23 protein-coding genes and 1 pseudogene are annotated in these 23,125 nt (G+C 43.4%); 20 read left to right on the top strand and 4 right to left on the bottom strand.

The window, feature by feature from the left end; genetic code table 11:
• The first annotated feature begins 416 nt into the window (after positions 1-416).
• The 14 genes from xseA to QM830_RS00475 all read left to right on the top strand — a co-directional run bounded on the left by xseA (position 417) and on the right by QM830_RS00475 (position 11,273).
• The gene (xseA, locus tag QM830_RS00410; RefSeq protein WP_414325073.1) at positions 417-1,757 is read left to right on the top strand and encodes an exodeoxyribonuclease VII large subunit; all 1,341 of its coding nucleotides are present in this window, start codon (positions 417-419) and stop codon (positions 1,755-1,757) included.
• Positions 1,735-1,947 carry an exodeoxyribonuclease VII small subunit gene (locus QM830_RS00415; protein WP_009732418.1) on the top strand — a complete coding sequence of 71 codons (213 nt, stop codon included), beginning with the start codon at positions 1,735-1,737 and terminating at the stop codon, positions 1,945-1,947. The genes xseA and QM830_RS00415 overlap by 23 nt, the downstream gene beginning before the upstream one ends.
• Positions 1,944-2,819: a polyprenyl synthetase family protein gene (locus QM830_RS00420; RefSeq protein WP_414325075.1), complete on the top strand. Its 876-nt coding sequence runs from the start codon at positions 1,944-1,946 to the stop codon at positions 2,817-2,819. The genes QM830_RS00415 and QM830_RS00420 overlap by 4 nt, the downstream gene beginning before the upstream one ends.
• On the top strand, positions 2,812-3,630 hold the full coding sequence (locus tag QM830_RS00425) for a TlyA family RNA methyltransferase (RefSeq protein WP_414325076.1): 819 nt from the start codon (positions 2,812-2,814) through the stop codon (positions 3,628-3,630). The genes QM830_RS00420 and QM830_RS00425 overlap by 8 nt, the downstream gene beginning before the upstream one ends.
• Positions 3,620-4,054 (top strand): arginine repressor, encoded by a 435-nt coding sequence (locus QM830_RS00430; RefSeq protein WP_003012247.1) that lies wholly within the window; start codon positions 3,620-3,622, stop codon positions 4,052-4,054. Before QM830_RS00425 ends, QM830_RS00430 begins: the two co-directional genes overlap by 11 nt.
• 6 nt (positions 4,055-4,060) lie before the next feature.
• Positions 4,061-5,719, top strand: a complete 1,659-nt coding sequence (gene recN, locus QM830_RS00435) for a DNA repair protein RecN (protein ID WP_414325077.1) — start codon at positions 4,061-4,063, stop codon at positions 5,717-5,719.
• Between the two features lie 22 nt (positions 5,720-5,741).
• A complete protein-coding gene (locus QM830_RS00440; RefSeq protein WP_414325078.1) occupies positions 5,742-6,470 on the top strand; it encodes a metallophosphoesterase in 729 nt (242 codons plus the stop codon).
• An 89-nt stretch (positions 6,471-6,559) separates the two neighbouring features.
• Complete coding sequence (locus QM830_RS00445) at positions 6,560-7,393, top strand: DegV family protein (RefSeq protein ID WP_414325079.1); 834 nt, start codon at positions 6,560-6,562, stop codon at positions 7,391-7,393.
• A gap of 110 nt (positions 7,394-7,503) precedes the next feature.
• A complete protein-coding gene (locus tag QM830_RS00450; protein WP_003006038.1) occupies positions 7,504-7,779 on the top strand; it encodes an HU family DNA-binding protein in 276 nt (91 codons plus the stop codon).
• A 553-nt stretch (positions 7,780-8,332) separates the two neighbouring features.
• Positions 8,333-8,791: a Fur family transcriptional regulator gene (locus QM830_RS00455; protein WP_414325081.1), complete on the top strand. Its 459-nt coding sequence runs from the start codon at positions 8,333-8,335 to the stop codon at positions 8,789-8,791.
• Positions 8,792-8,920: 129 nt separating this feature from the next.
• Positions 8,921-9,049 carry a hypothetical protein gene (locus tag QM830_RS00460; RefSeq protein ID WP_277754531.1) on the top strand — a complete coding sequence of 43 codons (129 nt, stop codon included), beginning with the start codon at positions 8,921-8,923 and terminating at the stop codon, positions 9,047-9,049.
• Between the two features lie 45 nt (positions 9,050-9,094).
• Positions 9,095-9,895 carry a hypothetical protein gene (locus tag QM830_RS00465; protein WP_414325082.1) on the top strand — a complete coding sequence of 267 codons (801 nt, stop codon included), beginning with the start codon at positions 9,095-9,097 and terminating at the stop codon, positions 9,893-9,895.
• 2 nt (positions 9,896-9,897) lie between these two features.
• On the top strand, positions 9,898-10,428 hold the full coding sequence (locus tag QM830_RS00470) for a hypothetical protein (RefSeq protein ID WP_414325084.1): 531 nt from the start codon (positions 9,898-9,900) through the stop codon (positions 10,426-10,428).
• A 152-nt stretch (positions 10,429-10,580) separates the two neighbouring features.
• Complete coding sequence (locus tag QM830_RS00475) at positions 10,581-11,273, top strand: phosphoglycerate mutase (protein WP_000240128.1); 693 nt, start codon at positions 10,581-10,583, stop codon at positions 11,271-11,273.
• Between the two features lie 96 nt (positions 11,274-11,369).
• Here QM830_RS00475 and QM830_RS00480 read toward each other — a convergent pair whose 3' ends face one another.
• Entirely contained in the window at positions 11,370-11,699 is a 330-nt protein-coding gene (locus tag QM830_RS00480; protein WP_009732430.1) for a winged helix-turn-helix transcriptional regulator, read from the bottom strand.
• Between the two features lie 145 nt (positions 11,700-11,844).
• Here QM830_RS00480 and QM830_RS00485 point away from each other — a divergent pair, with 145 nt between their 5' ends.
• From QM830_RS00485 to metG, 3 genes and pseudogenes are all read left to right on the top strand, one after another.
• The gene (locus tag QM830_RS00485) at positions 11,845-12,234 is read left to right on the top strand and encodes a nuclear transport factor 2 family protein (RefSeq protein WP_009732431.1); all 390 of its coding nucleotides are present in this window, start codon (positions 11,845-11,847) and stop codon (positions 12,232-12,234) included.
• Positions 12,235-12,273: 39 nt separating this feature from the next.
• A pseudogene (locus tag QM830_RS00490) lies at positions 12,274-12,599 on the top strand (2,3-bisphosphoglycerate-dependent phosphoglycerate mutase); the annotation flags it as partial.
• A gap of 156 nt (positions 12,600-12,755) precedes the next feature.
• Positions 12,756-14,747, top strand: coding sequence for a methionine--tRNA ligase (gene metG / locus QM830_RS00495; protein WP_414325086.1), 1,992 nt, complete (start codon positions 12,756-12,758; stop codon positions 14,745-14,747).
• 255 nt (positions 14,748-15,002) lie between these two features.
• Here metG and QM830_RS00500 read toward each other — a convergent pair whose 3' ends face one another.
• On the bottom strand, positions 15,003-15,209 hold the full coding sequence (locus QM830_RS00500; protein ID WP_023022515.1) for a helix-turn-helix domain-containing protein: 207 nt from the start codon (positions 15,207-15,209) through the stop codon (positions 15,003-15,005).
• Between the two features lie 10 nt (positions 15,210-15,219).
• Positions 15,220-15,741, bottom strand: coding sequence for a DUF2975 domain-containing protein (locus QM830_RS00505; protein WP_414325088.1), 522 nt, complete (start codon positions 15,739-15,741; stop codon positions 15,220-15,222).
• Between the two features lie 248 nt (positions 15,742-15,989).
• Between QM830_RS00505 and QM830_RS00510 the strand changes: the two genes are divergently transcribed.
• The 3 genes from QM830_RS00510 to QM830_RS00520 all read left to right on the top strand — a co-directional run bounded on the left by QM830_RS00510 (position 15,990) and on the right by QM830_RS00520 (position 21,731).
• Positions 15,990-17,252, top strand: a complete 1,263-nt coding sequence (locus QM830_RS00510; RefSeq protein WP_414325090.1) for a DUF6287 domain-containing protein — start codon at positions 15,990-15,992, stop codon at positions 17,250-17,252.
• Between the two features lie 305 nt (positions 17,253-17,557).
• Positions 17,558-18,493, top strand: coding sequence for a metal ABC transporter solute-binding protein, Zn/Mn family (locus tag QM830_RS00515; RefSeq protein ID WP_414325091.1), 936 nt, complete (start codon positions 17,558-17,560; stop codon positions 18,491-18,493).
• A gap of 7 nt (positions 18,494-18,500) precedes the next feature.
• Positions 18,501-21,731: a pneumococcal-type histidine triad protein gene (locus tag QM830_RS00520; protein ID WP_414325093.1), complete on the top strand. Its 3,231-nt coding sequence runs from the start codon at positions 18,501-18,503 to the stop codon at positions 21,729-21,731.
• Positions 21,732-21,869: 138 nt separating this feature from the next.
• On the opposite strand, the gene QM830_RS00525 is transcribed toward QM830_RS00520, so the two are convergent.
• Positions 21,870-23,003, bottom strand: a complete 1,134-nt coding sequence (locus QM830_RS00525; RefSeq protein WP_414325095.1) for a DUF2974 domain-containing protein — start codon at positions 23,001-23,003, stop codon at positions 21,870-21,872.
• Positions 23,004-23,125 lie beyond the last annotated feature (122 nt).

Below are 23,125 nucleotides of genomic sequence, written 5' to 3' on the forward strand. Positions count from 1 at the left end.
ATCTCCTAAAGAAGAAAAGACAAGTCGCATTACTTGTCTTTTTGTTGTATCCTAAATAGGTTTTGAGCTTCATCGAAGAAAATTTTAGGAACTGGCCTCATGACCGTTCTGACTCTTTTTCCAGAATATCCAAATCTTGTCACAATTCCCCTGGTTGAAGAGGAAAAAACAGTCTTCTATATTAGTTATGCCTATCCAAATGAAGGGGAACCCCAAGCACTTCTTAGCTCCTTTATTGAACGATTAGAGAAGTGTGAAAAATAAGGAAGCTGGTTTAAAATAGACCAGTAGAAAGTGACTTGAATAAAATGAGGATTGTGGAGAAAGGAAATTCATGATTTCGCTTTGTCTGCCAGCCTTTTTTGGTGTTTTTTGGTATAATTAAACTTGATCATATTCTGCAGAAAGGAGTTCCTATGTCCAACTATTTATCCGTATCCAGTCTGACCAAATACCTCAAATTAAAATTTGATAAGGACCCCTATCTGGAGCGGGTCTATTTGACGGGTCAGGTTTCGAATTTTCGGAAGCGTCCTAATCACCAGTATTTCTCTCTAAAGGATGAAAAGGCTGTGATTCAGGCGACTGTTTGGGCTGGAATCTATAAGAGTTTTGGTTTTGAGCTAGAAGAAGGCATGAAAATCAATGTCATTGGTCGGATCCAACTTTATGAGCCAAGTGGGAGTTATTCCATTGTCATCGAAAAGGCGGAACCAGATGGGGTAGGGGCCTTAGCCATTCAGTTTGAGCAACTCAAGAAAAAGCTGACCGAAGAAGGGCTTTTTCAGGATCGGTGGAAGCAAGCTCTACCACAATTCCCAAGAAAGATCGGGGTGGTCACTAGTCAGAGTGGGGCTGTGATTCGCGATATTATCACAACGGTGAGCCGTCGTTTTCCTGGTGTGGACATCGTGCTCTACCCGACCAAGGTTCAGGGTGAAGGAGCTGCTAGTGAGGTGGTTGCTAATATTCAAAGGGCTAACCAACGGGATGATTTGGATGTCTTGATTATCGGTCGTGGGGGTGGTTCAATTGAAGATCTCTGGGCCTTCAATGAAGAAGCGGTAGTGCGTGCGATCTTTGAATCGCGGATCCCGATTATCTCCAGTGTCGGGCATGAGACAGACACGACTCTAGCCGATTTTGTAGCGGACCGACGAGCCGCTACTCCGACAGCAGCAGCTGAATTAGCCACTCCGGTAACTAAATTAGATCTCTTGTCCCATTTACAAAAGCAGGAGAATCGCATGGCAACAGCTATGTCCAATCGTTTGGCCTATAATCGTGAACGTTTGGCCAAATTAAGTCAATCGGTTATTTTTAGACAGCCTGAAAGACTCTATGATGGCTACCTGCAAAAAATTGACCAGTTGCAATTGCGCTTGAAACAAGGGATGCGGGATGCTTATGGACAAGGGGCCAATCAGCTACAAGGTCTGCGTCATCGCTTAGAAGCTATGTCTCCATTGCATCGTATCGAGCGTTATCAAGACCGTGTTCTCCAAGATAAGAGGATCTTAACCAGCCGCATGGAACAAGTCCTAAAAGAGCAAAAGGTCAAGGTCCAAGGCTTATCAGAAGCCCTCTTGATGCTGGATACCAGTCGGATTATTGCGCGTGGTTATGCCATGGTCAAGCAAGACGATCAGGTCTTGGATTCGGTTGCAAAAGTAAAAGAAGGAGACCCGCTGTCCCTCATCATGAGAGATGGCCAGTTAGAAGTAGAGGTAAAACATGTCGAAAGAAAAGAAATTTGAAGAAAATTTAGCAGATTTGGAAGCCATCGTCCAGAAATTGGAGAGTGGAGATGTAGCTCTTGAAGAAGCTATCTCTGAATTCCAAAAAGGAATGAAGTTGTCAAAAGAATTGCAAGATACCTTGGATCAAGCAGAGAAAACCTTGGTTAAGGTCATGCAAGCAGATGGTACTGAAGCGGATCTAGCATGAGACAAGAAGAAAAACGAAATAGAGTAGAGCAAGCGGTTCGCTCTTTTTATGAGGAAAAATCCATCGCACCCCATTTAGTGGAGTCGGTCCTTTATTCCATCCAGGCAGGTGGAAAACGCCTGCGCCCATTGCTCCTTCTAGAATTATTAGAGGCCTTTGGACAGGAATTGACAGAGGATCATTTTCAAGTAGCGGGGGCTTTGGAGATGATCCACACAGGAAGCCTCATTCACGATGATCTACCGGCTATGGACAATGACGATTACCGTCGGGGGCAATTGACCAACCACAAGAAATTCGGAGAAGACCTGGCAATTTTAGCAGGGGATGCGCTTTTTCTTGATCCCTTTGGGATGATAGCTGCCAGTGCCCTTCCTGATGCGGTCAAGGTCTCTTTGATCCTTGAATTGTCGGATGCATCCGGAAGTCGTGGAATGGTAGCTGGCCAAGTCCTTGATATGGAAGGGGAGCACAAACAGCTCACGCTAGCAGAATTGCAGACCATCCATGCCAATAAGACAGGACGCCTCCTTGCCTATCCTTTCATCGCAGCAGGTTTGATGTTAGAGTTGCAAGCAGACATTGGTCAGCTCTTAGATAAAATCGGGAAAACATTAGGCCTGGCTTTTCAAGTGCGGGATGATATTTTGGATTTGGTCGCTGATTTTGAAGCTCTGGGCAAGACCCCTCAAAAGGATTTAGTAGCAGAAAAATCGACCTATCCAGTCTTGTTGGGATTGGAAGAATCAAAAGCTTTGCTGACAAGTGAATTAGATGCTTGCGAAGATTTGTTGGATCAGATTACAGCTACTTGCGACTTTGATCCGCAAGCGATCAAGAAATTAATAGAAGGATTACGAATAGATGGCTAAGGAAAGAGTGGATGTATTAGCCTATAAACAAGGCCTATTTGATACCCGCGAACAAGCCAAAAGAGGGGTGATGGCAGGTCTTGTCGTTGCCGTTATCAATGGTGAGCGCTTCGATAAACCGGGTGAAAAAATTGATGAAGCAACCGAGTTGAAACTAAAGGGCGAAAAGCTCAAATATGTCAGCCGGGGCGGTCTTAAATTAGAAAAAGCCCTGAACCAATTCGGTTTATCTGTAGAGGATAAAATTGCGATTGATATTGGAGCTTCTACAGGTGGCTTTACGGATGTCATGCTGCAAAATGGAGCCAGCCAGGTCTTTTCGGTGGATGTCGGGACCAATCAGTTGGCCTGGAAATTGCGCAATGACCCTCGGGTAGTCTCAATGGAACAGTTCAATTTCCGCTATGCTGAGCCAGATGATTTTGAAGCGACACCGAGCTTTGCGAGTATCGATGTCAGCTTTATTTCCTTGGACTTGATTCTGCCAGCCCTTCATAGGATTTTGGCAGATAATGGACAAGTGGTTGCGTTAGTCAAACCCCAGTTTGAAGCAGGGCGCGAGCAGATCGGAAAAAATGGGATCATTAAGGATCCTAAGATTCATTTAGCAGTCCTTGAAAAGGTTGCTGCATTTGCAGAAACACATGGCTTTTCCGTGATGGGAGTGGATTATTCCCCTATCCAAGGAGGCCATGGCAACATCGAATTTTTGATGTATCTAGAAAAAAAAGAAGAAAAAACAAAGCCAACGACAGAACAGCTGGAGGCTGTTGTGGAGCTGGCACACAAGGAATTTAAACATGAAGAGTAAGAATATTAGATTAGAAAAAATTCGTCGCTTCATTCGTGATCATGAAGTGGGAACCCAAGAAGAGATCGTCGAACATTTAAAAGAAGAAGGCATCTCAGCAACTCAAGCGACGGTGTCACGGGATATCAAAGAATTGGGCATCGTTAAACGCCCTCTGAAAGACATGACCTATGTCTATGAATTGCCACGTAAGCACCACCAAGGGATCGGGATGATCGAAAGCAATATCTTGTCTCATCGTCGCATGGGAGAATATGTCAATTTCACTATGGTTCCAGGGACAGCGCCTTTAGTCAAACGTCGCTTGCGGGAGATTTATAAGGACCATATCTTTAGTATTGTCGCAGATGATGATACGATTTTGTTGATTGCTTATTCCGCACCAGAGGCTGAGAATATCCTCAAATCAATCTTTGGGTGGTAAGAGCCTATGTTGTTAGAAATTTCGATTAAGAACTTTGCTATTATCGAAGAGATTTCCTTAAATTTTGAAAGGGGAATGACGGTACTGACAGGGGAAACAGGTGCAGGGAAATCCATCATTATCGATGCCATGAATATGATGCTGGGAAGCCGCGCAACGACGGATGTCATTCGTCACGGAGCCCCAAAAGCGGAAATCGAAGGTCTATTTGCTGTTGAGAGCAATCGCCACTTGACAGCGCTCTTTGAAGAACAAGGACTAGAGTGGACCGATGAGTTGATCATCCGCCGAGAGATCCTGCAAAATGGACGAAGTGTCAGTCGGATCAATGGCCAAATGGTGAATTTATCGGTCTTAAAAGCAGTCGGTCAACATTTGGTGGACATCCACGGCCAACACGATCAGGAAGAACTCATGCGACCCCAATTGCATATCGCTATGCTAGATGAATTTGGAGACGCAGCCTTTTTCCAAACCAAAGACGCGTATCGTCAGACCTTTGAAGACTACAAACGCCTGCGCAAACAAGTGGTGGAACTCCAGCGCAACCAGCAGGAAAACAAGGCCCGTATTGAAATGTTAGAGTTTCAAATTGCGGAGATTGAGGCTGCTTCCTTGGAAGTGGATGAGGATGTGCGTTTGGAGCAAGAACGCCAACGCCTGCTCAATCATAAAATGATCGCAGATACCCTTACCAACGCTTATACCATGCTGGATGCGGAAGATTTTTCGAGTCTAGCCAATGTTCGCTCAGCCATGAATGATTTGGAAAATATCGAAGAATATGATACCAGCTACAAAGAGCTCTCAAGCCAGTTAGCTGAAACCTTCTATGCCCTTGAGGATATTACCAAGCGCTTAGAAGATGTGGTCGATGGTCTGGAGTTTGATGGCAATCGTCTCATGCAGGTGGAGTCGCGTTTGGATTTGATCCACTCCATCACGCGCAAGTATGGTGGTCAAGTCAAGGATGTCTTGGAATACCTGGCACAAATCACGAAAGAATATGGCCTCCTCACCGGCAGTGATCTCTCGTCTGAGGACTTGGAAAAAGAACTCAAACGTCTAGAAAAGAGCTTGGTCACCTTGGCTCAAGATTTGAGTGATCAGCGGCATGCCTTGGCCCAAGCTTTAGAAAATGAAATCCAGCAAGAATTGGCAGACCTCTACATGGACAAGGCGCGTTTCCAAGTGCGCTTTAGCAAGGCTAAGTTTAATCGTGAGGGAAATGAAGCTGTCGAATTTTACATTTCGACCAATCCAGGTGAGGACTTTAAACCGCTCGTTAAAGTAGCATCTGGTGGAGAATTATCACGCTTGATGTTGGCCATTAAGTCGGCTTTTTCTCGAAAAGAAGGAAAAACCAGTATCGTCTTTGACGAGGTGGACACAGGAGTTTCTGGGCGCGTGGCCCAAGCTATCGCAGCGAAAATTCATAAGATTGGTCAAAATGGCCAAGTGCTCGCCATTTCTCACCTGCCTCAAGTCATCGCTGCAGCAGATTATCAATTCTATATTGAAAAGATCAGTGATGAACACTCAACCGTATCCACTGTACGTTTGCTCAATAGAGAGGAACGAATCGAAGAAATTGCCAAGATGCTGGCAGGAGAGGATCTAACGGAAGCTGCCCGTCAACAAGCAGAGCAACTTCTCAAGCGTTAAGAGAGAAAGAAGGTTTGTAATCATGTCAACATACTTTGTCGTTGGAGATATTCACGGGAAAGCAGAGATGCTCGAAGAGCTTATGAAAGAGTGGGACGGAAAAGCCCAATTAGTCTTCTTAGGAGATTTGATCGACCGGGGAGAAGATGGGAAACGATCCGTCGAGCTGGTGAAAGACTACGTAGATCATCATGGGGCAGTTTGTCTTTCTGGCAACCATGAGTACATGTTTTTAGCTTGGTTGAACAATCCAGAAGAGCGCTATGATCACTACCGAAGAAATGGTGGCGATACAACTATTAATTCTCTTTTAGGCCGGCCACTCGATGCTCCTGTAGATGGGATTGCGGATGCGCAAGCAGTAGAGAGCACTGTCCCTGACTTGGTGGCCTTCATCCGCAGTTTGCCCTTTGATTATGAGACAGAAACCTATTACTTTGTCCATGCCGGGGTGGACTTAACCCTTGAAAATTGGCGGGATACCAGTGACTACCAAAAGGTCTGGATCCGCAAGCCCTTCCATGAAGCGGAGAATCAGACAGGAAAATGGATCGTCTTTGGTCATACACCGGTTTATGGACTGCTCAATGAACCAATTGGTACCGAAAATCTTTGGATTTCAGATCAGAAAATGGGTGTTGATGGAGGAGCGGTTTACGGCGGAGTTCTCCATGGACTACTCCTTGATGAAAAGGGCATCGTTCAAGATCATGTCCTTCACAATACCGGTTTCTCCGCTGCAGACGACTGAGAGCGCAGAGTTGGTTATCTTTCACTGCAAAACCCCGTGTTTTTTGATATAATGAAAGCAGAACATTCTTAGGAAGAGTATAAAAATATATGGCAAATATTAAAATAGTTACAGACTCATCTATTACTATCGAGCCAGAAGTGGTTGAAGAATACGGGATTAGCATCGTACCACTTTCTGTGATGGTAGATGGAGTCCTTTATTCAGACAGTGAGTTGGGCCAAGGGGATTTCCTGCGCTTAATGCAGTCTAGCAAAAATCTACCCAAGACCAGCCAACCTCCTGTTGGTGTCTTTGCAGAGATTTATGAAAACTTAGCTGCAGATGGAGCCCACATTGTTTCAATTCACATGTCTCATGCCTTGTCAGGAACAGTAGAGGCAGCTCGTCAAGGGGCAACCTTGTCAGGGGCAGATGTGACCGTGATTGATAGTGGCTTTACAGACCAAGCCATGAAGTTCCAAGTCGTTGAAGCAGCCAAGTTGGCCAAAGAAGGAGCTGATTTAGACACTGTCTTGGCTCGCATCGAAGAAGTCAAAGAAAAGACAGAGTTGTATATCGGCGTATCTACCTTGGAAAATCTAGTTAAAGGTGGTCGGATTGGCCGTGTTACCGGACTTTTGAGCTCTCTTCTCAATATTCGTGTCGTGATGGAAATGAAGGATCGTCAGTTAGAACCAATCGTCAAAGGGCGCGGTAACAAGACCTTTAAGAAGTGGTTGGATGAATTGACTGAGAAATTATCTCGTAGCAAGGTCGCTGAAATCGGGATTTCTTATGCAGGAACAGCAGAATGGGCCAATGAAATGAAGGCTCAGTTGCAATCACTCGTTGAAACAGCCATCCCTGTTCTTGAAACAGGATCCATTATTCAAACCCATACGGGTGAGAATGCATTTGCAGTTTTGGTGCGTTACGAATAGGCCTAATAAAAGTTTGAAAAAACAGGTTTAGTACTTGACCTAAAGGCTTTTTTTAGATATTATAGTACTGTTAAGGCATGAAGCCTAAAAAAATTTGGAGGATTTGTTAAATGGCTAACAAACAAGATTTGATCGCAAAAGTGGCAGAAGCTACAGAATTGACTAAAAAAGACTCAGCAGCAGCAGTTGACGCTGTATTTGCAGCTGTTTCAGAATACCTTTCAAAAGGTGAAAAAGTTCAATTGATCGGTTTCGGTAACTTTGAAGTTCGTGAACGTGCAGCTCGTAAAGGTCGCAACCCACAAACTGGTAAAGAAATCAAAATCGCAGCTTCTAAAGTTCCAGCATTCAAAGCTGGTAAAGCTCTTAAAGAAGCAGTTAAATAATTGTGATTTACAAAAGTTCCTTCTAGCTTGCTAGAAGGGACTTTTTGTTTTGTAGTAGTTTCTAGACAGGGCCTATAAATAGGAGTATAATAGAAAAAAGTGAGAAATGGAGGGTGGACCATGAGATGGATTTTTGGAATTTTTGTTCTGCTCATGATAAAGCCAATTCTTTATCTGTTTAAAGGCCTCTGGTTTCTGGTGGAACTCTTCTTTATGTTCCTCTTTGTCAAAGTCCTACTAGGAACCATGAGATGGATCCTTAATTAGGGAAGTTAAGAATAGAAAACAAAAGAGAGTGGGACAGAAATCGGTCATTCGTTGGAATTCGATTTCGTCGTCCCACCTCCGCACAGTTGAGTAGGGCTGTAAAAGCTGATGAAATCAGCGTAGTAGAGCCCACTCAACCACTGCGTCTTGCTCGACAATCCAAAAACAATTGAGAGGCTAGGACTTTTGTCCCAGCCTCTTTTCTTATTTACAAACATTCTAATTAGGCAAATTTTGGCATTCATGATATAATAGTCTAAAAGAAAAGATAGAAAGGGGAAAGACCATGCTAGCTTGTTTAACACTTGATGCTATTCAACAACAAGAAGTGGAAGATGTATTGCAACACTTGCGTGAAAAATCTGTACGGATTACAGAGACGCGTCGGGCTGTCCTTTCCTATCTTGTCAAAAGCCAGGAACATCCGAGTGCGGATGCCATCTACCAAGATTTAAGACCGGCCTTTCCCAATATGAGTCTGGCAACGGTTTATAATAATCTCAAGGTCCTCATTGAAGAAGGTTTTGTCTCTGAAATAAAAGTGCGCAATGACACCACGACCTACTTTGATTTTATGGGACATGATCATCTGAATTTGATTTGTGAACGATGTGGAAAGATTGATGATGTTGACATCGAAGTTCCAGATGTGAGAGCAGAAGCGAGAGAAAAGAGTGGTTACGTCATTACCAAGTGCCAAACCACTGTCTATGGTCTTTGTCCAGAATGCCAGAAGAAACAGTAGAAAAAATAAAAAAGGAGCCGTCAGGCTCTTTTTTTAATCCATGGGAATCTACCTGTATTTTATATCGAGAGAAAAATAGGGAAAATCATGATATAATATACTTTCACGATCAAACAAAAGGAGAGCGAGATGAAAAAATTGGAGAATTTTTCTTGGAAAATGTGGCAGGTCTATACCTTAGCAGCAGTGACCATTTTTATGATTGGTGCTATATGGTCTTTCTTTTTCTTGAAAACAGCCCCTCATATAGTTGGATAGGGTAACAATGTTTGTGAGATAAGGACTTATAGAAAGATTTAAAAAATGAAAATAAAGAGTGAAAAACTAAAAAGTTTACTGGTCATTGTTGTTTTTTTTATCCTTTTATGTATTTGTTTCTATAAAAATTTAGAATCAAATATCAAGGAAATCTACAAGAATAATCATTATACAGGAGAGGTTCGGATCACGAGTCTTTCGCTTACAAGTGAAACAAAACTAGTGATTAATGCTAATTATACCTATTCTGAAATGGTTAATGGGGAGGTCATCTCTATTCCATTGAAGAAACAAATGATGTTTGAACAAATCATTTTGCCATATTCTCCGCCTGTAGCTAAAGAGGGACGTTTTGGATTACTTGGTGATTCAATGGTAATGTATAGTGAGCCTCCTAGCACGTATGTACCGATTCTTGAAAAAGCCCTAGAAATCCATCCTGAAAGAAAAAGGTTGGAACAGGAATTAAAGAAAAAAATAGATCAAAATTCTATTTTAAGAGGATCGAAGGTAGCATTAAAACTTGGTATTTCAAGTAAAATAAAGTATATTGGCGGGATACATTGGCTGGAAGATTACGAGAAACAATCGGCGAAGAAGGGACGGACTGTTCTTGGAGGATGGTATGGTTTTCCGATAAAAGAAGCTTTAGATCACGATGTCCTATATGTTCAAGTGACATTACCCAAAGGTGTGAAAAGGGATCATATCCGGTTTAAGGATGCATTAGAAGCGATTGTACAAACATCGAGTTTGCCAAATGGTCTCTATGTCTTAGGAACTGTGACAGATTCGAATTTCGATGAGGTTGAGATTGAAGACAGAGTGGTTAAGGAAAGGAATTAAAGATGTCAGAAAGAAAACAAGAAAGTAATCTTAGTTTAGTCTGGGAGCTTGTATTATATATTATTCTAATTTTTTCAATTGTTGGACTTCCATTTTTGAATGGTCTTTATTATTCGTATTCTGATGCTTCACAGGTTTTTCTCTTTCGGCAAAGCAACTCAGTATTTTGGGGTCAAGAATTTAAAGGTTTGGTGAATTCTTACTTTATTATTTCTCTCATACTATTAATTCTTTTACCTGTTATAGCCTATTTTATTCATGATTCTTTTGAGAAAAAAGGGTATCCATTTTTGGCTAGCCTACAATCGTTTTTGATTCACCTATCTTGTAGTGTTATTCTAATATATGCTGCATTTTCATTAACCATTCAAACAGTATATTATAATTTGGGGTTTGGTGTTTATCTCTGTCTGCTTATTTATATGGTTCATATGTATAGTGATTTAAAAGATATCAGAAACATGATTGAACAACGAAATTCCTTGAGGGAAGAGAATCAATTAGAAAATAAAGTTGTTTCAGAGAAAAAATAAACATTCCTCATTTTCAAACCAGAGCCGTCAGGCTCTTTTTTGTGAGAAATTGCACTTTTCTATGGTCGCCACTAGATTTTTTACTGAAAATCTAGTAGAATAAAATAGATAAACGGGGGGAAACCTCGGAGAATAAAAAGGAGATCCATCTAATGGTAAAATTGGTTTTTGCTCGCCACGGTGAGTCTGAATGGAACAAAGCTAACCTTTTCACTGGTTGGGCTGATGTTGATTTGTCTGAAAAAGGTACACAACAAGCGATCGACGCTGGTAAATTGATCAAAGAAGCTGGTATCGAATTTGACCAAGCTTACACTTCAGTATTGAAACGTGCGATCAAAACTACTAACTTGGCTCTTGAAGCTTCTGACCAATTGTGGGTTCCAGTTGAAAAATCATGGCGCTTGAACGAACGTCACTACGGTGGTTTGACTGGTAAAAACAAAGCAGAAGCTGCTGAACAATTTGGTGATGAACAAGTTCACATCTGGCGTCGTTCATACGATGTATTGCCTCCTGCAATGGACCGTGATGATGAACACTCAGCACACACTGACCGTCGTTACGCTTCACTTGATGACTCAGTGATTCCAGATGCTGAAAACTTGAAAGTGACGTTGGAACGCGCCCTTCCATTCTGGGAAGATAAAATCGCTCCAGCTCTTAAAGATGGTAAAAACGTATTCGTAGGAGCACACGGTAACTCAATCCGTGCCCTTGTTAAACACATCAAACAGTTGTCAGACGACGAAATCATGGATGTGGAAATCCCTAACTTCCCACCATTGGTATTCGAATTTGACGAAAAATTGAACGTAGTTTCTGAATACTATCTTGGAAAATAACTATAAAAGATAAAAGGCGGGATTTATTCCGCCTTTTTTTGAGAAGTGACTCTCGGTTTGCCTCACTTTGTAAGGTGAGATGAACCGAGGAGATAATTAGTTTAGAATTTCGATATACTCCAGTCCCCAATTTTCAATGGCATCTAGGACACCTTGAAATTTTCTACCCATTTCAGTTAGACTGTATTCGACCCGTGGGGGAACTTCAGCATAGACTTTACGCTCCACGATTTTATCATTCTCGAGCTGTCTGAGGTGTCGTGTTAGAATGGTTTGGGTAATGCCAGGAATTAGACGTTGTAGTTCATTAAAACGCTTAGTCCCCGTACTGAGTTGATAGATGATGACTAGAGCCCATTTGCCTGTTAGTACACGCTGTGTCGTTGCAAAAGGACAAATTCCGTATTCACTGACTTTGGTTACCATAATTCCTCCAAATTTTTTAAAAATATTCTCTTATTTGACAATAATAGTATCGTATTTGATACTAGATAACAATAAAGTGCCTACTTGTCTTTTTGTTAGTAAGTGATAAAATTATATCATAAATAAGAGAAACGAGGAGTAACTCATGTCAGTAAATTTAGAAATTTTTTATGCATATAACAATGGTCTTATAACAGGTGATTTTCCAGCTGTTTTTGAGACTATGGCAGATGATATCATCTGGCACCAGCCAGGTCAGCATAGTAATTCCGGTACAGTTGTTGGAAAAGAAGCACTTGGAGCACACTTGGCTCAATTTTCAGAAAAAACAAACGGTACCTTCAAAGTATTGACTAACTGGGTGTCTGAAAATATTGACCTTGTAGCAGCCAATGTGACCTTTGTCGGAACTCGCCCAGACGGCGAGGAACTCAACATGAATGGTATTGATCTTTTTCGCATGGATGATGGAAAGATCAAGGAAGTTTGGCTCTTTTCATCAGATCAAGCAGTAGAAGATGCTTTCTGGGGTTAGACAGTAAATTAATCTAGAATCTGAAATGAAATTTGATTTATGGATCGCGATGATGAGCACTCAGCATACACTGACCGTTGTTACGCTTCACTTGATGACTCAGTGATTCCAGATGCTGAAAACTTGAAAGTGACGTTGGAACGTGCCCTTCCATTCTGGGAGGATAAAATCGCTCCAGCTCTTAAAGATGGGAAAAACGTATTCGTAGGAGCACACGGCAACTCAATCCGTGCCCTTGTAAAACACATCAAACAATTGTCAGACGACGAAATCATGGATGTGGAAAAATCCCTAACTTCCCACCATTGGTATTCGAATTTGACGAAAAATTGAACGTTGTAAAAGAATACTATCTTGGAAAGTAAGATAGCGTGATTCGTTATCAATAATAGAAAGCTGACTTCGGTCAGCTTTTTTTGTTTATCGCAAACCTAGCCGGTTTTGGGTTTTCAGGGTCTCCTAAAAATGATATAATGAAGTGTTATTACATAAGGTTTCATTAGCCTTGAAAGGAAAAGAAAATGACAAAATCATTCTACATCACAACCCCTATCTATTACCCATCTGGTAAATTGCATATTGGTTCAGCTTATACAACCATTGCCTGTGACGTCTTAGCTCGTTACAAACGCATGATGAACTACGATGTGTTCTATCTGACTGGTCTCGATGAGCACGGTCAAAAGATCCAGCAAAAAGCTGAAGAAGCTGGCATTACGCCGCAAGCTTATGTAGATGGGATGGCGGTTGGAGTGAAAGAACTCTGGCAATTACTCGATATCTCATACGATAAATTCATCCGTACGACAGACGATTACCATGAAAAAGTGGTGGCCCAGGTCTTTGAACGCTTGCTTGCTCAAGACGACATCTACCTTGGTGAATACTCTGGTTGGTATTCAGTATCTGATGAAGAGTTCTTTACAGAAAGCCAATTGGCTGAGGTCTACCGTGATGAGAATGGCAAGGTCATCGGTGGGGTAGCCCCATCAGGCCACGAAGTAGAATGGGTTTCTGAAGAATCTTATTTCCTTCGCCTCAGCAAATACCAAGACCGCTTGGTTGAGTTTTTCAAATCCCAACCAGACTTCATCACTCCAGATGGCCGTCTCAATGAAATGTTGAAAAACTTCATCGAGCCAGGTTTGGAAGACTTGGCAGTATCTCGGACTACCTTTACCTGGGGAGTTCCAGTTCCATCCAATCCTAAACACGTGGTTTATGTATGGATTGATGCCCTTCTCAACTATGTGACCGCTCTCGGTTACGGTCAAGGAGATCATGAAAACTTTGACAAGTTCTGGAATGGCACTGTCTTCCACATGGTTGGAAAAGACATCCTCCGTTTCCACTCCATCTACTGGCCAATCCTTCTCATGATGCTCGATATCAAATTGCCAGAGCGTTTGATTGCCCATGGTTGGTTTGTCATGAAAGACGGCAAGATGTCTAAGTCTAAAGGAAATGTCATCTACCCAGAAATGTTGGTGGAACGCTTCGGCTTGGATCCACTTCGTTACTACCTCATGCGCAGTCTTCCAGTTGGTTCAGATGGTACCTTCACACCAGAAGATTACGTAGCCCGCATCAACTATGAATTGGCTAATGACCTTGGAAACCTCCTCAACCGGACGGTAGCCATGATCAATAAATACTTTGGTGGTCAAATTCCAGCTTATGTCGAAAATGTCACAGCATTTGATGCAGATTTGGCCAAGGTGGTTGAAGAAAACATCGCTGAATACCACAAGCAAATGAACGCGGTTGATTACCCACGCGCTTTAGAAGCGGTATGGAACATCATCTCTCGGACTAACAAATACATCGATGAGACTGCTCCATGGGTACTCGCTAAAGAAGATGGTGATAAGGAACAATTGGCAGCAGTGATGGCTCACTTAGCAGCTAGCCTTCGTGTTGTGGCTCACTTGATCCAACCATTCATGATGAATACCTCAAATGCCATCATGGAACAACTTGGCTTGGGCTTGGACTTCGATCTTGAAAACTTGACCTTAGCAGGATTCCCTGAAAATGTCACAGTAGTTGCCAAAGGAACTCCAATTTTCCCACGTCTGGACATGGATGAAGAAATTGCCTACATCCAATCTCAAATGACTGCTGGTAAACCACAAGAAAAAGAATGGATTCCAGAAGAAGTGGAACTCAAGTCTGAAAAAGACGAGATTAAATTTGAAGACTTTGACAAGGTTGAAATCCGTGTCGCAGAAGTCAAAGAAGTGGAACGTGTCGAAGGATCAGACAAATTGCTTCGCTTCCGCCTAGATGCAGGAGATGGCGAAGACCGTCAAATCCTCTCTGGTATCGCGAAATTCTATCCAAATGAACAAGAATTGGTCGGAAAGAAACTTCAAATCGTAGCCAACCTTAAACCACGTAAAATGATGAAGAAATATGTCAGTCAAGGCATGATTCTTTCCGCAGAACACGGGGATCAATTAACAGTCTTAACATTTGATCCATCTGTACCAAATGGAAGCATCATTGGCTAAACGAATAATTGGTTATGAAAAGCACTCCCACGGGAGTGCTTTTGTTGTATATGAGTCTCTTAGAAAACTTCCATAGGTGGGTCCTATTAGTCATGAATGTTAATGGAGACTTCCGCAGTGAGAAAAAGAGTCTGAAACATTTTCGTTTCAGACTCTCGGAAGATTTGAGACAGTAGGCTCAAATCTTAGGTATGGAATCCCAAAGGGATTCGCTACCGTCCGTCCTCACCTAAGGAAAGTCTCCGAAAATAGTCACTATTCATCTGGCTGGTATTCCAGGATATCTCCAGGCTGGCAGTCAAGTTCTTTGCAGATGGCCTCAAGGGTAGTGAAGCGGATGGCTTTGGCCTTGCCTGTCTTGAGGATGGAGAGGTTAGCTGTCGTGATGCCGATTTTGTCGGCTAGCTCATTGGATTTCATTTTTCGCTTGGCCAGCATGACATCTAGATTGACGATAATCATGGCACCCTCCTTAAATGGTCAGCTCATTTTCTTCTGCGATCTCAATCCCTCTCTCTAAAATTTTGCCAAGCACCCATACAATTGGGACAGCGAGGAGGAGTCCCGTGTTAAAGGTCAATTGGAAGGTAAAGGGAAGAAGATAAACATCGCCACTGGTCTCAAGTGTACCGGACATAAAGGACAAGACCAAGAGGATCTTCCAAGCTCGGTTACAAAGATCAATGTTGGAGTGAGAAAAGATCTTTTCTTGGTAGAGATTTTGGAGGAAGCTACGAATGGTGATGAGAAGAAAAATATAAATAGCACTTGAGGCTAGTGGGAAGAGCAACTGCCAGAGGGGTTGCAGATGTTTGGGGAAGAGCTGGATGCCATTTACCTCAAAGGACAAGCGTCCAGATTGAATGAGATCCTTAAACACTCCCATCCGAGAAAGCAGGTGGATGACCAGTGCAACCAGGGTCATAAAGCCACAGAAGTAAATGAAAGCCGTTAAGACTTCAATGACAATTTTTAAGGTTTTTGAGTTTTTCATCGAAAGCCTCCTTGAAGTTTATTTATTTTTCACCTATAGTATACTCCTTATAAAAAATAAGTCAACAAAAAAGTATCGAAAAACGATAAAAAAATAACGTTAAACAAAATATTGTTTTTGAGAAACAGGTATTCTATGCTATAACTAGTCAGTTTAAACCTAGAAAACCACTACATAGAGGGGAATTTTACTATACTTTCGATTTAGGGTATACTAGTGTAAAGATCTTATTCCATGGAGGTAGTAAAATGAATCTAAAATGGAAGAAAAAATACCTGGGCCCGATTTTGGGACTGGTCGGAGCTGTTGTCCTGATTGGAGGAGTCTATCTTTATTCTAGCTCTAACATCCAACCGGACCATCAAAAAGAATTTAGCCAGACCAGCAAGAAGGTCATCAAGTTAAAAGAAAAACCCATTGACTTGAGTGGGGATTATATTTCCAATGAACGGGATGAAGCTAAAATCGAGAAAAATGGCAAAGCCTGGAAGATCGCTTACAAAACGGCTGATGGCAAGGTGTCCGCTGAATTTAGCACCGATTGGAAGATCGAAGGGGCTAATAAAGTTGCGACTGACAAGATGAAAAAATCTGATGGCAATACTGATTTTACCGTTACGGTTCGTGTCTTCAAATACAAGACAGACAAGAAACCATTGATCACGGTCACCATGTCTGATCAAAATCCCGATCACGAGATGGTCTTTTCCAATCGGGAGGATTTTTTCAAATCGACAGATCCTAACGACGTTATCCTTGATGGCAATCTCTCAGCATTTGAAGGTGCCTATTCCAATGATTCCTATGAAAAAGAAATCGCTGCTTCAGGTTTTAAACTCTATGGCTATACTCCAGAAGAATATTACCAAAACAAGGCCAGCGCCTTTCCAAGTATTGTAAATGGTGAGACAGGATGGACCTTCTGGAGTGGGGGGACTCGGGCTAGTTACCTTTTCAATAGGGAAAAGGAGCCTAAGAAACGAAAAGGCTATTATGAAGTTTATTTCACAGGGGCCAATGGGACTGTGATCCAAGGGCAGGAGCAAATCTTGTACTTGGTCCCGCCAGGTGTGACAGGTCCTGATGGAGTGGCTTCGCAAGAGCGTCGAATTATCTTTGGAGATGTGGCCTTCCGGGATTACCATTTAGAGTGGTGGAAAGCCTATCCACAAGTGAAAAGTGAGAAGGATTTAGATATTGCGGCCATAAACGGAGGCGATTTCTCAAGCCTAGCAGGAACCTGGCGCAATGGCAAGGGTGCTGAGATCGTCATCCAAGCAGATGGAAAAGTCAAGGGTCAAGGTAGTCTCAAGGCTGTTGCGGATTCGGATAAGAAGAGCAAGATCCCTTATGTTGAGATGAAGATGGGTGAGACCGGTGCGGCGATTGGACTGCTGAAAATTGGCTTCCAAAACCCAGATGGAGACCAGTCTGACACCAGCAAGCCACGTCTGGTGCTCACTCAATCTGCAGGCAACTACCCAGCTGATCAATATTTCTACCGTCAATAAAAGAGAGTGGGACAGAAATCGCTAATTCGTTAGAATTCGATTTCGTCGTCCCACCTCCGCACAGTAGAGCCCACTCAACCACTGCATCTTGCTCGACAATTCAAAGACAATTGAGAGGCTGACTTTTGTCCCAGCCTCTTTTTTTCTGCAATGAAAGGTCGCGGAGGCTAGTAAAAGGTTAGTCTCTAGCATTAAAAGGAAAAAAATGTAAAAAAGACTTGACAAAGCAAATGATTAGCAGTATTATTAACTAGTTAATTAACTGATTAATAAACTGGTTAATAAAAATAAAAAAGAGGTGAAGGATGATAAGGAGAAAAATGAAGGTTCTAGGACTCTTGTTCCTCGGTTTCTTTCTGCTTGCAGCTTGTGCTAGCCAAGTAAACGCAGGCAAGCCCCCTTCTAAAAAAGGTCTTAAAATTGTCACGAGTTTTTATCCCATCTATGCCCTGGTCAAGGAAATCTCTGGGGATCAAAATGACATCTGGATGGTTCAGTCCAGTGCAGGGATCCATGATTACGAGCCCTCAACCAAGGAAGTGGCTCAGATCTATGATGCGGATGTATTTGTCTATCATTCTCAGACCCTGGAATCATGGGCAGGTCGTTTAGATCCTAATCTACAAGGTTCCAAGTTACAGGTGATCGAAGGTAGTCAAGGAATGACACTTGATAAGGTGGCTGGATTAGAGGATGTCGAGGCTGGTCAGGGAAAAGAAGCCAAGCACCTGTATGACCCGCATACCTGGTTGGACCCTGTAAAAATCGCAGAGGAAGGAAAGATCATCGCTCAGCGCCTGGGAGAGATCGATCCAAAGAACAAGGAGCTCTATCAAGCCAATGCCCAAAAGCTTGAAAAGCGCTGTGAGGAACTAGTAGCCCGCTACCAGCCTGTCTTTGACAAGGCCAAGCAAAAGACTTTTGTGACTCAGCATACGGCCTTTTCTTATCTGGCCAAACGCTTTGGTCTCAAGCAGTTGGGGATTGCAGGGATTTCCCCTGAGCAGGAACCAACCGCCCGGCAATTGGCGGAGATCCAGCAGTTTGTCAAAGATTATCAGGTGAAAACGATCTTCGTAGAGAAGCACACGTCGTCAAAGGTGGCAGATAGTATCGCCAAGGCAACAGGGGCGCGTGTCAAGGTCTTGGATCCACTGGAAGCTGATCCGCAAAACGATAAGGATCTATTAGCAAATTTAGAAGAAAATATGGCGACTTTAGCCAAAGAATTAGAGGAGTAAATCAAGGATGAAGAAAAAGGGAACGATTGGAATTGTAGCAACTTTGGGAATAGGGTTATGTGCCTATGCACTCAGTCAGCAACCACAAGCTAAGGAAGAGAAAAAGAATCAGATTCAGTATCTACAGGCAGAAAAGAAAGCGTCATCGTCTGCCTCCAGCAAAAAGGAAGACAGCATCGAAGCAGTCAATGCCAAGGAAAAGACTCAGGCGGAGCAGATTGTCATCAAAATTACGGATGAAGGCTTTGTCACTTCTCATGGGGATCATTTTCATTACTATAGTGGTAAGGTCCCATTTGATGCCATCTTTAGTGAGGAGTTGATTTTGCGAGATCCAACTTATCAGCTCCAAGAAGCTGATATTGTCAGCAAGGTCAAGGATGGATATATCATTAAACGCGCTGGTAAATACTATCTCTACTTAAAGGATGCTCAGCATACGGTCAATGTGCGCTCGATCGAAGAGATCGCTCAACAACAAAAAGGAGGCGCTAAAGAAGAAGGGGAAACGGGATCGGTACAGGCGAGCTCCTCGCACAAGGCAGGAAAAACCCGTGACTTCCGTCAACCTAGTCAAGCGCTAAAAGAGGGGAAGACCCTTGAAACGCTGACTGCTAAAAATCATTCAGGAGGAGGCTATCGTACGGACGATGGTTATGTCTTTAGCCCTGGAGATGTCATTTCAGATACAGGGGACGGCTTTATTGTGCCCCATGGTAACCATTTTCATTATATTCCAAAGAGTGCCTTATCTGCTGGCGAGTTAGCAGCGGCCCTCTCTGTCCTAGGTGGTCAAGCTGGCCATCAGGCTGAAGGCTCACGCCTAGCTGGAGCAAGCACAGAACAAGGGCAAGGGACTCCAAATCAAGACTCTCCAAACTTAGGAAAACAAGCTAGCAGTCAGCCGTCTGCTAGTCCAACCCCTACACAGACAACACCAACGACTTCTAAACCGGCTACTTCCAAATCGAGTCCAACCCTGACCAACTTGATCGAAGAATTGCAGAAAGCCCCGTTGTCTACTCGTCATGTGGAGTCTGACGGTTCTGTCTTTGATCCAAGCAAGATTACTAAGTGGACCGATCAAGGGATTGTCTACCCTCATGGGGATCATTTCCACTTTATCCCATACAGCTCTCTATCGCCTTTAGAGCGTGAGTTGGCGCGGCAATTCCAATTGCTTCGTGCTCAAGGAACTGGTAGTTCAACAGAAGTGAGTCCAAGCTTGCCTTCAAATCCAAGCACAAGACCAGTTGATCCGGATCATGAGCATAGCGACAGTCACGATCACAAAGAGGAGCACGATCACGGCTTCCACGCAGACAAGGTCATCAGCAAGGATGAGGAAGGATATATGGTCGCTCATGGCAACCATGCCCATTATTTCTATAAAAAGGACCTATCTCCTCAAGAGATTGCAGCAGCAGAGGCAACTCTAGCTGGTAAGAAAGAAGAGGACAAGGGTCAGCCCCTGACAGATGATGTTGCGACCTATTCTCGCGATGCCTCAGATGAGGAAAAGATCCAGTACATCAGTAAGACCTATGGTGTCCCTCGCGAGGCCATTAAGATTTCCAATGGTTTCTTTGTCTTTAACAATCCAGACCAAGAATACGATCCGACCCACATCCATCCTTATGCCGTTCGGAAGGAACATGTCCGCATCCCACTTGAAACTGGCAATCCTGAACTAGACTTTATCAATGAACTCTATGCAACAGCGCTTCGTTCAGGGATTTCTCCTTATAGCCTCCAGATTGAAAATGGTCAGTTTGTCATTCCGCATGGCGATCACAACCACTACATCAAGGTGCGTTCAGCAGGACTAGCAGACTACTTAGCCCACCGTCTTCCAACCATTCAATCTCCTTATAAAAAAGGAGACTTGGACAAAAAAGCAGTAGAGGACAAGGTCAACCAGCTCTTAGCAGAAAGTCGCAGCCTCTATGCTTCTGATCCATTGCAGCAAAGACGGATTGAGCTGATCTTGGGCCACTTCTTGGAAAATGTCAAGAGTTTCCCAAGCAACTCGACGGAAGGCTACCTAGCCAGTCTCAAACAGGTTGATGAGCAGTACATTCATGCGACCCAAGCGGTCAAACCAAAAGAAGAGACAGCCTTGGATCGTCGTTACCAAGAATTGTTGGAACAAGTGCGCTTGCTAGATACAGAGGCCTTCCAATTGAAGAAGGAAGAGTTGGTCTCTCAACTGCAGGAAGCCTATGCTGCCAAGGACAGCAAGCGTCTAGAGCAGGAAGGAAAGCTATTAGAAGCTGTTCAAGAGATGCAAGATCGGACGGGTGTGACATCGGTCGATTACCTCAAGTATTTCTACCAAAGCTTGAGCGATGCGCGCTTGACACCAGAACTCCGCACTAAGGCAGCAGATCTAGCCTTGAAGCTCTACCGAGCTCAAGCCTTTGAAGAAGCTTGGGATTCCAAGTCTCACTTTATAGAACTCTACCAAACCAAGCAGGCAATTGACCAGCTCTTCTCTCAAGAGAAAGGCCAAACCTATCCTGTTGAAAAAACAGTTTTGGATCAAAAAGGAAGTCAGTCCCCATCTTATAACTTAGCGGTCTATGATTTCCTCAAGGGCTTATATGGAGAGTTGGACAAGGCGACAGAATCCCGTCAACGAACCAGCATCCTGACAGCCCTCTCAGAGCAAATCCAGTCGCTCTTGCCACAAGTCGAAGACCAGGCCAAAAGAACTGCCTTTGAAGCAAGTTTGGCCCAACTTGGAAATGAGACGGATCCAGACAAGGCTATTGCAAGTGGACAAGCTCTGTTACGCGAAATCAGTGACACCATTGAAAAGCAAAAACAAAAGCAAACAGAAGAACCTCAGATTGGGGATGTCGCCCTTTATCAACAGCTCTATAACCAATTGATGGCGCTTCACCAACAATTGCAGGAAAAGGGTGCTAGTGATGCTGTATTTGATCGCTTAGAAGCTCTCTTTGACCAATTGGCTAATCCAAAGAGTGACAAGGCAGCCTTACTACAGGCTATCCAAGCCTTTCAGGCAGAGTTAGCAGCGGTGCCATCTGCAACCGAAGCGGGGAAACCAGCTACCACAACTGAAACGCCTGTCACTACAGAGACTCCAGTGGAAACAGAAGCAGCAGCTTCAGCAAGGAACAACACTGCCACAACTGAGACAGAAACAGAGCCTGCAAGCCCAGCTTCCATAGAAGAAGGCACGCCAGATGCTCCATCTTCTCAGGACCAATAGAAAATAGAAAATCATCTGAAAGACATTTCAGATGATTTTTGTGTTCTAGTGAATAGAAGAGGTGGTCTTTTTTTCAGTTGTTGAGTCTCACTCCTTGTGCTCAAGGAGCAGAGGTGAGGAGGACTCGACTGCTTTTTTTCACTTGAAAAATACAGCCATTTGAACCAGAATGCGGGGAACCGTCTGCCATTTTTTCCAAGCTTGGACACGGGTATCGAGGAGTTGCTTGGCTAGACGTTCCAGCATTTCCCTTTCTGTAGGATCTAGGTCTTGAGCATTTTGAAAGATCTCTTTGATCTTGGAGAAATTTTTCAAGTTCCTCAAATCATTGATTGAAGTAATACCTGCATCCAAGAAGAGGCCGAAGAAGGTATCAAAGAACTTCTTGCGCTCATCCGCCGATGTTTCGCGAACCCACTGCTTCAAGGTCTCGTCGGTCTGCTGGCTATCGGGACTGGTTTGATCCAGGGTCACAAATTTATCTTTCTCAATCATCCAAGTAAAAGCGTCATGCTGGACAAAGCCACCAAAAGCTCGGCTTTTTACGATTGTAGCGGGCTCAGGAACTTCTAGCATCATGCCGACGATGGATCCTTGTGGGACAAAGCGAAGAATGTTTGGGGACGTCCGCTGGTAGCCTTCGGTCTCGATAATGGCCCTGTTGAGGCCAGGAGCATCGTAGCTGTAGATGGCATCGACCCGTTCAAACAGATGATTTGGAAGGTAAGTGCAGGCATAGGTTGCGAGATTGCCCCCTTTGGAGTGACCGGCTACTAAGAAGCGCCCTTTAGGAAATTCCTTCATGACGTTTTGCAGGTAGCTGGCTGCGCGCCTCTGAGCTGGGACATGGTCCATATAGGTCATGTGGAAGTCTTCCTTCCAGCCGATCAAGGTATCATCCGTCCCTCTGAAGACAACTAAATAAACATCCATGGTAAGACGATAGGTCATAGCCGCAAACTGCTTCTGAATATCAGGGTCATATTCGTTGACATAGTTGAGGAGTTTGATGTTTTTAAAACGCTTTGAACTAGCTAAGTCATCGACTAATTGCAGGTGTTGGTCTGTCACGATGAAATCGGTGGTTCGATCGACTAGCTCTGCTGCATCAGATAAGCGGACTTCAATATTGGTCGTATCCCCTTGGGGCACGATCCGATCAAAAGGAAGATAGGTCAGCTCTGTCAGTGCCAGGACATCCAGTTCCTTGAAAGGACGGTCGTATATGGAATCGTAGGTCACTTCTTTTAGGTAATCAAAAATAGTTGACATCTGTGCCTCCCGTGTCTTATTTCTTTCAGTATAGCACAAAAATGGATGGAGAAAAAGCGCCCTCCATCAAGAAAGGAGAAGTGAGATCTTCTTTCCCTCTGAAACAGCCTTTTTCTCTGCTT

It is taken from the genome of Streptococcus sp. OMI750 (genome assembly GCF_047463895.1).
GTDB lineage: Bacteria > Bacillota > Bacilli > Lactobacillales > Streptococcaceae > Streptococcus.

What these genes read in the sequence shown, in the direction of transcription:
- QM830_RS00505 (WP_414325088.1), bottom strand. Translation starts at nt 15,741, where the DNA reads ATGAAAAACTCAAAAACCTTAAAAATTGTCATTGAAGTCTTAACGGCT.
- QM830_RS00460 (WP_277754531.1), top strand. Translation starts at nt 8,921, where the DNA reads ATGAAAAAATTGGAGAATTTTTCTTGGAAAATGTGGCAGGTCTATACC.
- QM830_RS00450 (WP_003006038.1), top strand. Translation starts at nt 7,504, where the DNA reads ATGGCTAACAAACAAGATTTGATCGCAAAAGTGGCAGAAGCTACAGAA.
- QM830_RS00430 (WP_003012247.1), top strand. Translation starts at nt 3,620, where the DNA reads ATGAAGAGTAAGAATATTAGATTAGAAAAAATTCGTCGCTTCATTCGT.
- QM830_RS00425 (WP_414325076.1), top strand. Translation starts at nt 2,812, where the DNA reads ATGGCTAAGGAAAGAGTGGATGTATTAGCCTATAAACAAGGCCTATTT.
- QM830_RS00520 (WP_414325093.1), top strand. Translation starts at nt 18,501, where the DNA reads ATGAAGAAAAAGGGAACGATTGGAATTGTAGCAACTTTGGGAATAGGG.
- metG (WP_414325086.1), top strand. Translation starts at nt 12,756, where the DNA reads ATGACAAAATCATTCTACATCACAACCCCTATCTATTACCCATCTGGT.
- QM830_RS00445 (WP_414325079.1), top strand. Translation starts at nt 6,560, where the DNA reads ATGGCAAATATTAAAATAGTTACAGACTCATCTATTACTATCGAGCCA.
- QM830_RS00440 (WP_414325078.1), top strand. Translation starts at nt 5,742, where the DNA reads ATGTCAACATACTTTGTCGTTGGAGATATTCACGGGAAAGCAGAGATG.
- QM830_RS00470 (WP_414325084.1), top strand. Translation starts at nt 9,898, where the DNA reads ATGTCAGAAAGAAAACAAGAAAGTAATCTTAGTTTAGTCTGGGAGCTT.
- xseA (WP_414325073.1), top strand. Translation starts at nt 417, where the DNA reads ATGTCCAACTATTTATCCGTATCCAGTCTGACCAAATACCTCAAATTA.
- QM830_RS00455 (WP_414325081.1), top strand. Translation starts at nt 8,333, where the DNA reads ATGCTAGCTTGTTTAACACTTGATGCTATTCAACAACAAGAAGTGGAA.
- QM830_RS00500 (WP_023022515.1), bottom strand. Translation starts at nt 15,209, where the DNA reads ATGATTATCGTCAATCTAGATGTCATGCTGGCCAAGCGAAAAATGAAA.
- QM830_RS00510 (WP_414325090.1), top strand. Translation starts at nt 15,990, where the DNA reads ATGAATCTAAAATGGAAGAAAAAATACCTGGGCCCGATTTTGGGACTG.
- QM830_RS00475 (WP_000240128.1), top strand. Translation starts at nt 10,581, where the DNA reads ATGGTAAAATTGGTTTTTGCTCGCCACGGTGAGTCTGAATGGAACAAA.
- QM830_RS00515 (WP_414325091.1), top strand. Translation starts at nt 17,558, where the DNA reads ATGATAAGGAGAAAAATGAAGGTTCTAGGACTCTTGTTCCTCGGTTTC.
- QM830_RS00465 (WP_414325082.1), top strand. Translation starts at nt 9,095, where the DNA reads ATGAAAATAAAGAGTGAAAAACTAAAAAGTTTACTGGTCATTGTTGTT.
- QM830_RS00420 (WP_414325075.1), top strand. Translation starts at nt 1,944, where the DNA reads ATGAGACAAGAAGAAAAACGAAATAGAGTAGAGCAAGCGGTTCGCTCT.
- QM830_RS00485 (WP_009732431.1), top strand. Translation starts at nt 11,845, where the DNA reads ATGTCAGTAAATTTAGAAATTTTTTATGCATATAACAATGGTCTTATA.
- QM830_RS00525 (WP_414325095.1), bottom strand. Translation starts at nt 23,003, where the DNA reads ATGTCAACTATTTTTGATTACCTAAAAGAAGTGACCTACGATTCCATA.
- recN (WP_414325077.1), top strand. Translation starts at nt 4,061, where the DNA reads ATGTTGTTAGAAATTTCGATTAAGAACTTTGCTATTATCGAAGAGATT.
- QM830_RS00415 (WP_009732418.1), top strand. Translation starts at nt 1,735, where the DNA reads ATGTCGAAAGAAAAGAAATTTGAAGAAAATTTAGCAGATTTGGAAGCC.
- QM830_RS00480 (WP_009732430.1), bottom strand. Translation starts at nt 11,699, where the DNA reads ATGGTAACCAAAGTCAGTGAATACGGAATTTGTCCTTTTGCAACGACA.